Source organism: Aquibium oceanicum, assembly GCF_001889605.1.
Classification (GTDB): domain Bacteria; phylum Pseudomonadota; class Alphaproteobacteria; order Rhizobiales; family Rhizobiaceae; genus Aquibium; species Aquibium oceanicum.
Genome location: NZ_CP018171.1, coordinates 1,507,957 through 1,521,134, shown reverse-complemented (window position 1 = coordinate 1,521,134; position 13,178 = coordinate 1,507,957). Strand labels below are relative to the sequence as shown.

The 13,178-nt window shown below is 64.1% G+C and carries 14 protein-coding genes; 6 read left to right on the top strand and 8 right to left on the bottom strand.

Annotation, left to right across the window (positions count from 1 at the left end; genetic code table 11):
• Positions 1 to 37: 37 nt before the first annotated feature.
• Complete coding sequence (locus BSQ44_RS07625; protein ID WP_072602712.1) at positions 38 to 553, top strand: DUF2231 domain-containing protein; 516 nt, start codon at positions 38 to 40, stop codon at positions 551 to 553.
• Here the strand turns inward: BSQ44_RS07625 and BSQ44_RS07620 are convergent.
• Positions 523 to 1,035: a CopD family protein gene (locus BSQ44_RS07620; protein WP_072602710.1), complete on the bottom strand. Its 513-nt coding sequence runs from the start codon at positions 1,033 to 1,035 to the stop codon at positions 523 to 525. The genes BSQ44_RS07625 and BSQ44_RS07620 overlap by 31 nt on opposite strands.
• A gap of 234 nt (positions 1,036 to 1,269) precedes the next feature.
• On the opposite strand from BSQ44_RS07620, the gene BSQ44_RS07615 reads away from it, so the two are divergent.
• Positions 1,270 to 1,644: a hypothetical protein gene (locus tag BSQ44_RS07615; RefSeq protein WP_072602708.1), complete on the top strand. Its 375-nt coding sequence runs from the start codon at positions 1,270 to 1,272 to the stop codon at positions 1,642 to 1,644.
• Between the two features lie 57 nt (positions 1,645 to 1,701).
• Here the strand turns inward: BSQ44_RS07615 and BSQ44_RS07610 are convergent, their stop codons facing one another.
• From BSQ44_RS07610 to BSQ44_RS07600, 3 genes are read right to left on the bottom strand one after another with little or no spacing between them, the layout of a single operon-like run.
• Entirely contained in the window at positions 1,702 to 3,957 is a 2,256-nt protein-coding gene (locus tag BSQ44_RS07610) for a xanthine dehydrogenase family protein molybdopterin-binding subunit (protein WP_072602706.1), read from the bottom strand.
• Positions 3,947 to 5,005 (bottom strand): FAD binding domain-containing protein, encoded by a 1,059-nt coding sequence (locus BSQ44_RS07605; RefSeq protein ID WP_072602704.1) that lies wholly within the window; start codon positions 5,003 to 5,005, stop codon positions 3,947 to 3,949. The genes BSQ44_RS07610 and BSQ44_RS07605 overlap by 11 nt, the downstream gene beginning before the upstream one ends.
• Entirely contained in the window at positions 5,002 to 5,499 is a 498-nt protein-coding gene (locus tag BSQ44_RS07600) for a (2Fe-2S)-binding protein (RefSeq protein ID WP_072602702.1), read from the bottom strand. Before BSQ44_RS07600 ends, BSQ44_RS07605 begins: the two co-directional genes overlap by 4 nt.
• A gap of 192 nt (positions 5,500 to 5,691) precedes the next feature.
• On the opposite strand from BSQ44_RS07600, the gene BSQ44_RS07595 reads away from it, so the two are divergent.
• The 3 genes from BSQ44_RS07595 to BSQ44_RS07585 all read left to right on the top strand — a co-directional run bounded on the left by BSQ44_RS07595 (position 5,692) and on the right by BSQ44_RS07585 (position 8,170).
• Complete coding sequence (locus BSQ44_RS07595; RefSeq protein ID WP_072602698.1) at positions 5,692 to 6,270, top strand: TetR/AcrR family transcriptional regulator; 579 nt, start codon at positions 5,692 to 5,694, stop codon at positions 6,268 to 6,270.
• A 104-nt stretch (positions 6,271 to 6,374) separates the two neighbouring features.
• Complete coding sequence (locus BSQ44_RS07590; RefSeq protein ID WP_072602696.1) at positions 6,375 to 7,769, top strand: aminotransferase; 1,395 nt, start codon at positions 6,375 to 6,377, stop codon at positions 7,767 to 7,769.
• Positions 7,770 to 7,795: 26 nt separating this feature from the next.
• The gene (locus tag BSQ44_RS07585; protein WP_072602694.1) at positions 7,796 to 8,170 is read left to right on the top strand and encodes a DUF427 domain-containing protein; all 375 of its coding nucleotides are present in this window, start codon (positions 7,796 to 7,798) and stop codon (positions 8,168 to 8,170) included.
• Positions 8,171 to 8,207: 37 nt separating this feature from the next.
• Here BSQ44_RS07585 and BSQ44_RS07580 read toward each other — a convergent pair whose 3' ends face one another.
• The 4 genes from BSQ44_RS07580 to BSQ44_RS07560 form a co-directional block, all read right to left on the bottom strand.
• Positions 8,208 to 8,870, bottom strand: a complete 663-nt coding sequence (locus BSQ44_RS07580; RefSeq protein ID WP_072602692.1) for a hypothetical protein — start codon at positions 8,868 to 8,870, stop codon at positions 8,208 to 8,210.
• A 1,402-nt stretch (positions 8,871 to 10,272) separates the two neighbouring features.
• Positions 10,273 to 10,470 carry a hypothetical protein gene (locus BSQ44_RS26825; RefSeq protein WP_157894542.1) on the bottom strand — a complete coding sequence of 66 codons (198 nt, stop codon included), beginning with the start codon at positions 10,468 to 10,470 and terminating at the stop codon, positions 10,273 to 10,275.
• A 7-nt stretch (positions 10,471 to 10,477) separates the two neighbouring features.
• Positions 10,478 to 11,667 (bottom strand): IS3 family transposase gene (locus BSQ44_RS07570; protein WP_114579923.1). Its coding sequence is split into 2 segments (ribosomal slippage): positions 10,478 to 11,415 and positions 11,415 to 11,667, totalling 1,191 coding nucleotides; the frame shifts between segments, so codons are not numbered across the junction.
• Between the two features lie 63 nt (positions 11,668 to 11,730).
• Positions 11,731 to 12,102: a DUF1353 domain-containing protein gene (locus BSQ44_RS07560; RefSeq protein WP_072602687.1), complete on the bottom strand. Its 372-nt coding sequence runs from the start codon at positions 12,100 to 12,102 to the stop codon at positions 11,731 to 11,733.
• 28 nt (positions 12,103 to 12,130) lie between these two features.
• Here BSQ44_RS07560 and BSQ44_RS26820 point away from each other — a divergent pair, with 28 nt between their 5' ends.
• Entirely contained in the window at positions 12,131 to 12,898 is a 768-nt protein-coding gene (locus BSQ44_RS26820) for a hypothetical protein (protein WP_157894541.1), read from the top strand.
• Positions 12,899 to 13,178: the final 280 nt, after the last annotated feature.

The following is a 13,178-nucleotide window of genomic DNA, read 5'->3' as shown; positions in this document are numbered from 1 at the left end:
TTGTGAGAAGCGGGAGAGCGCGAAGGAGACGGCGGCGATGCCGAACGAAGAATTCCAGGGGAAAGACGAGAAACTCATCGATCCCGTCGCGCAGGACCCGGGATACGACCAGACCGAGTCCCAGATCGCCATCCTGGGCCATCCGATCCATGCCATGAGCGTGTCGTTTCCGGTCGCGCTCACCTTCTGCGCCTTCGGTGCCGACATCCTCTACTGGTGGACGGGCGAAGCCTTCTGGGCGCGCGCCGCACTGTGGGCGGCGGGAACCGGGTTCCTGTTCGGCATGCTGGCCGGCCTCTCCGGCACGGCGGAACTGCTTCTGGTCTCCGGCATCCGCGCCCGCGCTGCGGCCTGGACGCACTTCATCATCGCCGTGACGCTGCTCGCGCTCCTCGGCACGAACTGGGGCCACAGGCTCTACGGCTACGAAGACGCGGTGCTGCCCTATGGCATCCTCCTGTCGGCGCTTTGCGTGGTCATCGTGGGGTTCACGGGGTGGCATGGCGGCAAGCTCGTCTTCGATTATCGTCTCGGCACTTCGAAAGGCAGCTGACCGCCCCTCGGCCGAAGCATCCAGTCGGGAAAGCCGATCCAGCCGAGATCCGGCTTGCCCAGCACGAGAACCAGGATCGCGCAGGCGCAGGCGAGCACTCCGGCCAGCGGCAGATAGGGATTGGGCGGCCTGTGCTTGCCCGGCTCCTCGGCGATGCGCACGATGCTGTGGCCGACCCAGGCATGGAGAACCAGCAGCAGCGCGACGAAGACGAGCTTGGCGAACAGCCAGGGAACGAAGGCCTGCCGCAGGAATATGAGCCATGTCCCCGCGATCACCGCGATCACCGCGGCGGGGGTGACGAGCATCGTATAGGTCAGGTGAGTGGCGCGGCGGATGAGATGATAATCGTCCTGTGCGATCGCCGGATCGTGCCGCGCCAGCATCATCGGCAGGGCGATCAGGCCGCCGCACCAGATGCTCAGGCACACGATGTGCACAGCCTTGAAGATCGGCACTGTGGCCAGAAGCCATTCTACCACGTTGCGGCACCGATCTGCATGGAAATCCTTCCGGGTTCCTCCCCAAACCGGCCACGGGCTCCGTGGTTCCGGCGCGGGAATTCAAACGGGCGAGATGACCCCGTCGAGGCGAACGAGGTCCGCACCCCGGTCGTCCCGGCGGATGGAGCGCCGCCCTTGACCGCGCCACAATAACGCCATTCTGACGGTCATGCTTGGAAATGCGGGGGCGATCAGGAAGACGGAGTACCCCGCATGGAAACGCGGCCAAACAACCAGAACAATGACGGCGCGCCCCTGGAAGTCGTCGAGTTCGAACTTTCCCTGAATTCGCAGGATATTGCCGAGTGCGGTTTCGAGGCCGCGGTGCGCCATGCGGCCGACAAGGCCGACGGCCACTTCCTGTTCCTCATGCCCGCCCACATGATCGAGGATTGCCAGCGCGTCGCGGCCGTCAGCGTCGGCGGCGGCGACGATCGGTCGACCGTGCTGGTCCTGCTCCAGGACGACGGTCGCTCCGTCCGCATCGAAGACGCCGAAGGAAGCGCCAACCCTTTCGCGGGCATGGCGCTCTCCTATGGCGGTCTTCTGAGGCACCTCAAGGACCTGCCCGAAAGCATGGCAGCCTGAGCCGCCCGTCTCCCGGCCGGCGAAACGCACCCGTCCCGCCGGCCTCGAGCTTTCGGTCTACAGTCCGCCGATCACGTCCTCGATCCGGACGGGGAAGCGGCGAGGCCTGACTCCGGTCGCATGCCAGACCGCGTTGGCGATGGCGCCGACCGTGCCGGTGACGCCGATCTCCCCGACGCCCTTGATGCCGAGCGGATTGACGAAGGCATCCTCCTCCGGAACCAGGATCGCATCGAGCCTGGGCACGTCGGCATTGACCGGCACGTGGTACTCGGCGAGATCCGCATTCATGATCCGGCCGGTCCTCTCGTCGGTGATCGCCTCCTCCAGCAGCGCGAAGGAGATACCCCAGATCATCCCGCCGAAGTACTGGCTGCGGGCGAGCCGCGGGTTGATGATGCGGCCCGCTGCGAACGCGCCCACGAGCCGCGTGGTGCGGATCTGCCCGAGATCCGGATCGACCTTTACCTCGGCGAAGACGGCGCCGTGCGAATACATCGCATGCGCCGCAGCATCCGCCGGATCGCGCGCCGCCTTGGCGTTGCCGACGAGTTCGCGCTTGCCGGCGCGGGCGAGAATGTCGGCATAGCTTTCGCTGCGGCTCTCGTCGTCGCGGCGGTGGAGCCGCCCGGCGCGCGCCACGACGCCGATGTTGCCGGCACCGAAGAGCGGCGAAGCCGCATCGGCGGTGGCAAGCTCCGACAGTTCCCGGATCACCTCCGCGCCGGCATTGTGCAGCGCCAGTCCGGCGCTGGCCGTATGGGCCGAGCCGCCTGCCACGCCGCCGTCGGGAAGGGTGGAGACGCCTGAATGGAGTTCGACCTTTTCGGGATCGAGCCCGAGCGCCTCGGCGGCGACCTGGGCGAGCGCGGTCCACGCGCCCTGCCCCATGTCGGCGCCCGCCGTCTCCACCAGCGCCGTGCCATCGGCACGCAGCGTGGCGCGGCCCGCAGCCGGGAATTGCGGGCAAGGGAAGACCGCAGTACCCATGCCCCAGCCGACGAGGAAACCGTCCTCGTCGCGCATCTGGCGCGGCGCCAGCGGGCGGGATGACCACCCGAAGCGCTCCGCTCCTTGCTCGTAGCAGTCACGAAGCGCCTTGGAGGAGAACGGCTTTCCACTGCCCGGCTCCGTCTCGGCATAGTTGGCGAGGCGGAAGGCGAGCGGGTCCATGCCACAGGCCTCGGCCGCCTCGTCCATGGCCACTTCGAGCGCCGCCGATCCCGACGCCTCGCCCGGCGCGCGCATCGGCCCGGGCGTGCCCGTGTCGAGACGCACGCCCTGGTGCTCGGCGAGGATCGCCGGGCTGGCATAGAGCGGCAGCGAGGCGTTTGCCGCCGGCTCCAGGAAGTCGTCGAAGCTTGAAGTAGCGGCGATGGTCCGGTGATGGAGCGCGGTCAGGTGGCCAGCATCGTCCATGCCGAGCCGCAGCTTCTGCCAGGTGCGCCCGCGATGACCGACCGGGCCGTACATCTGCGCGCGCGGCAGCGCGAGCTTGACGGGGCGCTTCAGCATGCGCGCGGCCATGATGGCGAGGATCTGCGGACCATTGATGATGGCCTTCGATCCGAAGCCGCCGCCGAGGAAGGGCGAGCGGATCGTCACGTTCGCGGCCGGGATGCCGAAATAGGCCGCGTAGGAGGCGCAGCTCATCGCCAGCGCCTGGTTCGGCATGTCGAGCATCAGCCGGTCGCCGTCCCACTCGGCGACCACCGCATGCGGCTCCATCGCATTGTGGTACTGGGCCGGCGTGTCGCAGTCGAACTCGACCACCTTGGATGCCGCCGCCAGCCCCGCTTCCACGTCGCCATAGGCGGTGCGCGGAGGAGCGCCGACGCCGACGGCCGGCGGGTCGAAGCGCACGCCGTTTCCGAGCGTCGTGCGGGCGGGTTCGGCGTCGTACTTCGGGTTGAGGAGCGCGGCACCCTCGACGGCGGCCTCGAGCGTCTCGGCCACCACCAGCGCGATCGGCTGGTTGACGTAGCGCACCGTGTCGTCCTGCAGCACCTCGACGCGGAAGCCGAAGGGCGGCATCTTTTCGTTCGGATCGTGCGAAAGCGTCAGCCGGTTCGACGGCGTCAGCACATCCACGACGCCGGGATGCGCCTTCGCCGCCTCCACGTCCATGAAGGTGACGCGTCCGCGCGCGATCCTGCTCACGGCCGCGACCGCATGGAGTATCCCGTCGGGATGATTGTCGGCCGCGTAGGTCGCCCGGCCGGTGACCTTGGCGACGCCGTCGCGGCGCGTCAGGGGCTGGCCAGCATTCGATCCGAAGCGGACTGTCTGTGGGGATGGTGTCTCAGGCGACATTGGTGGCTCCCGGAATTGTCGAGAAGGGCGAGGCCGGAAGAGCGGGCATGTCTTCCGGCGTTCCCTGCGAAGCGAGGGATATCGCGCGTGCGACGAGGCGGCGCGCCAGTTCGATCTTGAAGGCGTTGTCGCCGGAGGGTCGTGCGTCGGCCAGCGCGATCTTCGCCGCTTCCGCGAAGGCCTGCGCCGACGGGCGCGCCCCTTCCAGTGAGGCCTCGGCGGCCCGGGCACGCCAGGGCTTTGCGGCCACGGCGCCGAGCGCGATTCGCGCCCCGCCGATCGTGTCGCCCCGCATCTCGATCGCCACCGCCGCCGACACCACCGCGAAGGCATAGGAGGTGCGCTCGCGCAGTTTCAGATATCGCGAATGTGCCGCGAAGGCCGTCGCCCCGGCGGGGATACGCAGTGCCACGACGAGTTCGCCCGGCGCAAGCGCGGTCCTGGCCTGCGGCGTGTCTCCGGGCAGAAGGTGGAGGTCGTCGACCGCGACGTCGCGGCGGCCGGAGGGGCCTTCCACCTCGACGACCGCGTCGAGCGCGGCCAGCGGCACGCAGAAATCCGACGGGTGCGTGGCGATGCAGTGCTCGCTCCAGCCGAGCACCGCGTGAAGCCGGTTCTCGCCTTCCCTCGCGTCGCATCCCGAGCCGGGCACACGGCGGTTGCAGGCGCTCGCGGTATCCTGGAAATAGGCGCAGCGCGTGTGCTGGAGGAGATTTCCGCCCACGCTCGCGGCGTTGCGGAGCTGTGCCGAAGCCCCCGAAAGCAGCGCCTCGGCGACGGCAGGAAAGGTGCGGGCGAAGCGCTCGTCATGGGCGAGATCGGAATTGCGCACCATCGCGCCAATGCGCACGCCGCCTTCGGCATCCCACTCGATACTTCCGAGGCCGGGTAGCCGCGTAATGTCAACGAGCCGATCTGGCCGCTCGGCGCCGATCTTCATCAAGTCTAGGAGGTTGGTGCCGGCGGCGAGATAGGCCGAACCCGGCTCGGAAGCCGCCGCGACCGCCTCTGCCACGCTGGCGGGGCGGATGAAATCGAAGCGGTTCATGCCGCGGCCCTCCCCTTGTCCTGCGCCATCGTCTTTTGCGCTTCCAGCACCGCCTCGACGATGCCGTGATAGGCGCCGCAGCGGCAGATATTGCCGCTCATCAATTCGCGCACGCGCTCGGGGTCGTCGCCCGCATGGCCTTCCGCGATCAGCCCAACGGCACTCATGATCTGGCCCGGCGTGCAGTAGCCGCACTGCAACGCGTCGTTTTCGATGAAGGCGGCCTGCACCGGATGCAGCACATCGCCGTCGGCAAGGCCCTCGATGGTGGTGATCTCGGCGCCGTCGAGGCTGGCGGCAAGCGAAAGGCAGGAATTGATGCGCCGCCCGTCGACAAGCACGGTGCAGGCGCCGCATTGGCCGCGGTCGCAGCCCTTCTTGGTGCCGGTCAGGTCCAGCCGTTCGCGCAGGAGGTCGAGAAGCGTCACCCGCGGGTCGTCCAGCGCGATTTCGTGCGGATGGCCATTGAGGGTAATGCTGATGGAGAGTGACATGTGGTACTCCGATCAGAAGATGTATGTTGGGAACGAAGTCGCCGCTCGGCGGCTTGGAAAGTCGAGGCGGGCCGGTCGCGGTCGCGACCCCCGGACGGGATTCGTGATTGGAAGTGCGTTTCCCGATAGGTGTATTTATACGGAGGGAGCCTCCGTTTATCAAGAGGGCGAGCAGCCCCGCGGGACAAAAAGATGGTGCAGGAACCGAACAAGGCAAAACGAAAGCTCCGCGCCGACTCCATCCGCAACCGCGAACGGCTGCTCGAGGCGGCCGCGCAGATCTTCAGCGCGGGCGGCCCGCAGGCGAGCCTGGAAGCGGTGGCGCGGCAGGCCAGCGTCGGCATCGCGACGCTCTACCGCCACTTTCCGACCCGCGAGGACCTGTTCGAGGCGGTCTACCGCCACGAGGTCGACCATCTCGGCGCGCTGGCCGAACAGTATGCCCAGGACCCGGATCCGGTGGAGGCGCTGCGCCGGTGGTTTCACGCCAACGTGCGGCTCGTCGCCACCAAGAAGGGCATGATGGAAGCGCTGCAGCTCGTCGCGGCCGCCTCGCCTGGCCTGAGGGCCTATTCCTTCGAGCGACTGACCGGAGCGATCCGCCTCCTGCTCGACCGCGCGGTGGCGGCCGGCGCCATGCGCTCCGACATCCCGCCCGAAGACCTGCTGCGCACGCTGCTCGGCATCTACTATTCGCAAGGGTCCGGCGACTGGCAGCCGGCGGCGCTGCGCCTCGTCGACGTGTTCGTTGACGGCCTGCGCACGCGCTGAGGCAAGGCGGGAGCGCTGCGGCAAATCGATTGCACCAGTACGCGGCGCGGGTTCAATTCGCACCGCACACACGATAGCATCGCGCGATCCACCGGAGCTCCCCCATGAACACCCATCCGCCGCTTTCCAACATCCAGACGCGCGACGTCGAGGCGCTGCTGCATCCCTATACGCCGCTGCACAAGCTACGCGAGAACGGGCCGACGGTGATCGAGCGCGGCAAGGGCGTCTATGTCTACGACACGCGCGGCAAGGAATACATCGAGGGCATGTCGGGCCTGTGGTGCGCGGGGCTGGGCTTCGGCGAGGAGGAGCTGGTGGAGGCCGCAACCGAGCAGATGCGCACGCTGCCCTACTACCACCTGTTCGGCGGCAAGGGCATGGAGCCGGCCATCGAGCTGGCCGAGAAGCTGAAGGAGATCGCGCCCGTGCCGATCTCCAAGGTCTTCTTCACCTCGTCGGGCTCGGAGGCCAACGACACGCAGGTGAAGCTCGCCTGGTACATGAACAACGCGCTCGGACGGCCGAAGAAGAAGAAGATCATCTCGCGGCAGAAGGCCTATCACGGGGTGACGATCATGTCGGCCTCACTCACCGGCCTGCCCTACAACCACATGGGCTGGGACCTTCCCGTCGACCGGGTGCTCCACACGGACTGCCCGCACTACTACCGCTTCGGCCAGGACGGCGAGAGCGAGGCGGAGTTCACCGCGCGCATCGTGAAATCGCTCTCCGACCTGATCGAGCGCGAGGGCCCCGACACCATCGCGGCGATGATTGCCGAGCCGGTGATGGGCGCGGGCGGCGTCATCGTGCCACCGGCCGGCTACTACGCCGCCGTCAAGGAGGTGCTCGACGCGCACGACATCATCCTGATCGACGACGAGGTGATCAACGGCTTCGGCCGCACCGGCGAGTGGTGGGGCTGCCAGTCGCTCGGCATGACGCCCACCACCATCTCCGCCGCCAAGCAGATGACCGCCGCCTACGCGCCGCTCGGCGCCGTCATGGTGCCGGAGGACATCTACCAGGCCTATGTCGACCATTCCGCGAAGATCGGCACCTTCGGCCACGGCTTCACCTATGGCGGCCATCCGCTGGGCTGCGCGCTGGGCGTCAAGGCAATCGAGATCTACCAGCGCCGCGACATCATCGGCCACGTGCGAAAACTCGCGCCGGTCTTCGCCGCGCGCATGGACAGGGTCGCGCAGCACCCGCTGGTCGGCGAGGCGCGCTACTGCGGCCTGATGGGCGGCGTCGAGCTCGTCGCCGACAAGGCCACGAAGCGACCCTTCGACCCCAAGAGCGGCGTCGGCCCGCAGGTGGCGCGCATCCTCGAGGGCCACGGCGCCATCCTGCGCGCCATCGGCGACACGATCGCGCTCTGCCCGCCCATGGTCATCACCGAGGCCGAGCTCACCGAGCTCTTCGACCGCCTCGAAAAAGGCCTCGCCGATGCGGAGGCCTGGGTGGCGAAGGCGGGGCTGCGCCCTACCTGAGGCGGAACGAAGAGAAGGAACTCCCCATGGCAAACCCCTCCCCCGGCTTCGCGAAGAACCCCGGCAAGGTCATCACCGTCGAGCCGCATCCCGGCACGGTCACCGTCACGGCCGGCGGCGTCACCATCGCCCGCTCGGACCATGCCCAGGTGCTGACCGAGGCGCCCTACCCGCCGGTGCTCTACGTCCCCTTCGCCGACGTCGACTTCCTGCAGCTCGAAAAGACGCTCAGGACCAGCCACTGCCCCTGGAAGGGCGACGCCACCTACTGGCGCGTGCGCCCGGCCGGCGACCGCGGCGAGGACGCCATGTGGGCCTACGAGAACCCCTATGACGAGATGGCGGCGATCCGCGACCACGCGGCCTTCTATCCCGACCGCGTGACAATCGAGACGACCTGACACGGCGCGCCGGCGGAGGCGCCTTCCCGCGCCCGCCCTATCGCCCCTCCGGCTCCGGTTCCGCGTCCGGGTCCGGCACTTTCGCGTCCACCTCCGCCTGCGCGATCCCGAACACGTCGGTCAAAAGCCGCCGCGCCTCGCAGCGCGCCATGTAGATGATGCGCTCGTCGATGAGCCGGAAAGCCTCGGCGAGTTCCTCGTCGCTACGCACCTGACGCTTCTGCGCGTGCTCGCGCGCGATCGCCGCCAGCCGGTCGGAGAGCTGGACCATGGCCGAGAGCGCCGCGACCTGCCGGGCCTCCAGCGGCCGCCCGGCCACCGCGCTCTTCAGCATCGCCTCGGCGCGGAAGGAGAGCATGGCGCCGATGCGTTCGATGCGGCCCTCGGGGTCGTCCTCCTCGTCCGGATCGAACACCTCGGCCGGGGCCATCTCGAAGGGCTCGTCGGGGATAGGCTCCATCTCGCGGTCGAGTTCCTCGCCGGCGCCCGCCCGCGCGGCAAGCTCCATCGCCTGGTTCCAGGCGCCGCGCACGCGCTTGAAGCGGAAGTCGAGCGTCTTCCAGCCCTCCTGTCCCGCGCGCTTGGCGATCGACTTCGGCCCGACCCCACAGGCCATCGCGACGCGCTCATGCGTCGGCGGCTGACCCTCGCACAGCGCCCGAATTCCCGCCCAGCGTTCGTCCGGCAAAGCATCCGGCATCTCAGTCTCCTCGATAGCGTTTCAGGGAACGTGCCGGAAAAGAAAAGCCGGCCGGTCGTCTCACCGGCCAGACAATGGCCACCGCCACCGGGGGCCGCATGTGTCCGACACTGCTTGAAGGATACGGGAGGACCGTAGGGACGTGGATAGAATTACTGTTTCAGCTGAGCGCGCCCCCAAACTCGCCGTTCTGCCCAGAGTGGTCGCCGCCTGTAAGCTGACATTCCCGGAAGCTCCGGATCGGCATGGTTGCACTATGAACCGACCTTCTCGGGCGAGCGAAAGAACGGTCTGCATCCACCAGGATGGTGAGCAGACATTCAAGGGTGTAGCCCATCAATTGCGGCGATCGGCTCGTCTATGCTCGGCTGGCACTTATCGATTTCCTCGGCATCGGCGGTGAAAAGCTACCGAGACCGATCGACTGCAGAGAGATCCCTGAACCCGGCAAAGGCGCAGACCCGAAACGGAAACCTTGGCCAGACCGTCTAGAGAACTTTCCAGCGGGCAGGCCAGTCGAGACTCTCGTTCACCCATGCTTTAGTTTTTCCGATGCGAGCGAATATCACGCACGTCTGTACTGGCTGATATGATCAAGTCCGGCTAGCGCAGCATCCCGATAAGTTCTCCCCGAGCGCCTCCGTCCAAAACCATATCCAGCCTCGATAGCCGTCAAGCGTTGCGAAGGGTCACCGTGGCTACAGGAGTTCGTGCTCCAACTAAGCCAAGCCTGTCCGATACCCTCAAAGTCTGATGTCGAAAAGCGTACTCGATATGAAGAAAGAAAAAAACCCGCTAAAAAATCTGCATGCAACTCAGAATTGTAACATGGAAAACGGTCAAAGTACCCCGCTTCCCATGGCATCTTATACTGTAATATGTGACCGTACTCATGGGCGCAGATAGCCATGAGTGCATAGTCTCCGTCTGGACGCGCAAGCATTTTCTCAAGGAGCAAAAGCCCTACAAGGACGGTACCCTCAGTCCCGGGCACTTGGGTATGCCGCGACGCGAGCGCGTTGGGCTGGCCATCAGCATCCTCTTCATCATAGTATCCGAAGCCGGGTTTTACATTAAAAAGCTCACTTAGCGGGTTTAGGACGTTCATATAAAGTGAATCGTCGAACGCAGGTCGACCTGATTCCTCAATTATTTCCCGCTTGCTCCAAGGTACCTTCACTACAGACGGCCTATCCACGTAAGACGTAAACCTTGATAAAACGTCGGCTGAGGCATCGCATCCTTGTAGGTCATTTAAAGCTCCGCAGGCTTGTCCGTTCTGAGCGTCGTCGCAACCGGAGCTCGCAAAAGCATGAGGTCTATTGCCCAAGCATATGATAGGGCTAACAAAAAGCGGAATTGATTTTATCAATGTACGGCGAGAAAGGTCAATGGACATGATTTAATCACCAAGACTGTCTATTTCGGCTAGAGAAGGATTTGTTTCCGCAACCCACTTCTTCAGCGTTTCGTACGAGTCCTCATTGTAGGGGTTGCGCCATTCGAATAATACAGAACCGTCCAGACCGTCTTCAAACTTCCATTTCGGGCCGAAATAGACTATCGCAGCGTACATTAATTTCGCCTGCTGACCTGCCACTGAACTTTCATCCAGCGGCGGTTAGAGCCTTGGCCGTTTCTGTTACGCCGTAGGGCGCGGTTCGAGCAACCGGTGGAGACGCGAAGCCCTTATCGAGCGAAGCGTCGGAGGCGGTTGCGGCGAGAGTTCCGGCGAAGGCCGCCGGGGTCTGGTATCCGAGCGAGGAATGAGGTCTCGCAGAGTTGAAGTCCTGCCGCCACTCGGCGATGGCGTTGCGGGCGTGGTCGAGGCCGAAGAACAGGCTCTCGTTCAGGAGTTCGTCGCGCATCCGGCCGTTGAAGGATTCGACGTAACCGTTTTGCATGGGCTTGCCCGGCGCGATGTAGTGCCATTCGACGCGATGATCCTTCGACCAGGCGAGGATCGCGTTCGAGGTGAACTCCGTGCCGTGGTCGGAAACGATCATGTCCGGCTTGCCGCGACGGCTGATCAGATCGGTCAGCTCACGGGCCACCCGACGACCGGAGATCGACGTGTCGGGGATGGCGCCCAGGCATTCGCGGGTCACGTCGTCGACGATGTTGAGCACGCGGAACCGCCGCCCGCAGGCAAACTGGTCGTGCACGAAGTCCAGCGACCAACGCGCGTTCGGCCTCGCCTCGACCAGGATCGGCGCCCGCGTGCCCACCGCGCGTCGCCGCGCCCGGCGCTTGCGCACTGTCAGCCCCTCCTCGCGGTAGAGCCGATAGATGCGGTTGATCCCTGATGGCTCGCCCTCGCGCCGCAGCAGGATGAACAGGCGCCGATAGCCGAAACGCCGGCGCTCGTTGGCGAGATCGCGCAGCCGGCCGCGCAGTTCGGTCTCCGGCGCCCGGCACGACTGGTAGCGGATCATCGTGCGATCGGCACCGACGATGGAACAGGCCCGACGCTCCGACAGACCCATGACGGCCTGCAGATGCGCGACGGCTTCGCGCTTGGCGGCGGGCCCTACCATTTTTTTGACAGGAGCTCGCGAAGGGCCGAGGCTTCCAGCATCTGCTCGGCGAGCAGGTTCTTCAGCCTCCCGTTCTCGTCTTCCAAAGCCCTCAGGCGCTTGGCGTCGGACACGTCCATGCCGCCATACTTCGCCTTCCAGTTATACAGCGTCGCCTCAGAGACCCCGTGCTTGCGGGCCAGGTCACCTGCCTTCGCACCCGCCTCGTGCTCGCGTAGAACCCCGATGATCTGCTCTTCCGTAAATCGCTTTCGCTTCATCTGTCCGTCCTTTGATCGAGAGCCGGACTCTAACTCCAGGTGGAGGAAAAACTCAGTGGCAGGTCACTGCGAAGCAGATGTACCGCCGGCAAGGGCGGCATTATAGAACATTCGATGCACCTCCTTCCATGGGCGAACTTTAGTTACACAATAATAATCGTGTATAACAGATGCTTGTCGATAGGGGCCTACCCATGGACTGCCAGCGGACCAAAAAACACGTGGTATAGACGCGCCGTCAACTATTGCATTCTTAGGAGCTGTCCATCTCTCGCCGTTCGGATCCGTATAGGAAAAGTCAGTCAGCAGACGTGCATTGCGAGGTCCCTCCAGGACCACCACAAGTTCGCCGCTGAATGTACCGTGTTGAGCAAGACACGGTGTCGACAAGAATGCGGAAAACAGTAATAGTAGGATCGTGTTCACGCTTCGCATCCGAGACACCTTCGGTTGGTAGGACCCAATGAAATCAGAAGTAATACAGTATCGGGAGAGAGTCGAGAGTGAGCGCGGTCCTCTGAAGGTACTACGCTCGTTGGTGCGTCACCCAACCGGATTAAGTGCTCCTTTTGCGGTAGCTCTTGCGCTGTGTCTGTCAGCGCCCGTGGACGGCAACACGCAAGAAAGTTGCTTTTTTGAGTGCAAAGAGCAGTTTAAATTCATGCAGGGGTATACCGAGTATACACCTAGGGCGGCAGTTGTTGAAATGTTTGGAAATCCTTCTCGCGTTGCGCGGAACGAATTCGCTGCAATGGAGGAGTATCAAGGCGTCTCTTTGAATTTTTATATTATATACGATCAGGATATGAAGAAAGTAAAAAATGTAGGATTGTATTCCTTCGAAAAACCAGAAAATGCCCGGATACCTTTTTTGCATATGTCAATCGGTGATCGGGATTATAATGTTCTTAGCGATATAGATTTCGCGCTTCTGTCAGGTAGCTGCGGAGGCGAAACCTCGGAGGGGGACGCGAGGTATAATTACAGATGGACGCCTAGTTGTTATTTTGGTCGTCCGGGTATGTATAGGAATTTTTCGTTCATGCTGATGGGCGGAGATAGCGAGCTCTGTCCCGGAATGGAAGATTTTGGAGTCATAAACTTGCAGGAGCATAAATGTAAGCCAGGCGCGATCTCCGTTGATGCGGTTGTCGTGGATTTGAGTGGAGAAGAGGATCCGAACCTTTATGGAGAGTTAATTTCCTCATTCATTTACTGGAGCGAATTTTAGTGGAAGCTGCTCCGTCACTGACTTTCTGAAGCTAGCCGAACGGGAAATTTCCGACTTGAAGGGACATGCTGTAGGGCGAATTGCCGAAACCTAGCACCGCTGGACCTGTATAATCTCCCTTCAGCCGATGCACCGGATTTGTTTGCGGACTCCCTCCGCAATCGGCTTAGCCGCGCCTCCTGTTGCACTGTGACCGCGGACGTCCGCTTCCACGCTGAACTGTTGCGACAGCGGACCATCCGGAATCGGCCCCGTTGACGACATTCTCACATATCGCTCT

Bases quoted from the DNA above. Each gene is read 5' to 3' on its own strand.
- BSQ44_RS07595 (WP_072602698.1), top strand. From the start codon at position 5,692: ATGGTGCAGGAACCGAACAAGGCAAAACGAAAGCTCCGCGCCGACTCC.
- BSQ44_RS07605 (WP_072602704.1), bottom strand. From the start codon at position 5,005: ATGAACCGCTTCGATTTCATCCGCCCCGCCAGCGTGGCAGAGGCGGTC.
- BSQ44_RS07610 (WP_072602706.1), bottom strand. From the start codon at position 3,957: ATGTCGCCTGAGACACCATCCCCACAGACAGTCCGCTTCGGATCGAAT.
- BSQ44_RS26820 (WP_157894541.1), top strand. From the start codon at position 12,131: ATGAAATCAGAAGTAATACAGTATCGGGAGAGAGTCGAGAGTGAGCGC.
- BSQ44_RS07580 (WP_072602692.1), bottom strand. From the start codon at position 8,870: ATGCCGGATGCTTTGCCGGACGAACGCTGGGCGGGAATTCGGGCGCTG.
- BSQ44_RS07585 (WP_072602694.1), top strand. From the start codon at position 7,796: ATGGCAAACCCCTCCCCCGGCTTCGCGAAGAACCCCGGCAAGGTCATC.
- BSQ44_RS07615 (WP_072602708.1), top strand. From the start codon at position 1,270: ATGGAAACGCGGCCAAACAACCAGAACAATGACGGCGCGCCCCTGGAA.
- BSQ44_RS07625 (WP_072602712.1), top strand. From the start codon at position 38: ATGCCGAACGAAGAATTCCAGGGGAAAGACGAGAAACTCATCGATCCC.
- BSQ44_RS07590 (WP_072602696.1), top strand. From the start codon at position 6,375: ATGAACACCCATCCGCCGCTTTCCAACATCCAGACGCGCGACGTCGAG.
- BSQ44_RS07560 (WP_072602687.1), bottom strand. From the start codon at position 12,102: ATGCGAAGCGTGAACACGATCCTACTATTACTGTTTTCCGCATTCTTG.
- BSQ44_RS07600 (WP_072602702.1), bottom strand. From the start codon at position 5,499: ATGTCACTCTCCATCAGCATTACCCTCAATGGCCATCCGCACGAAATC.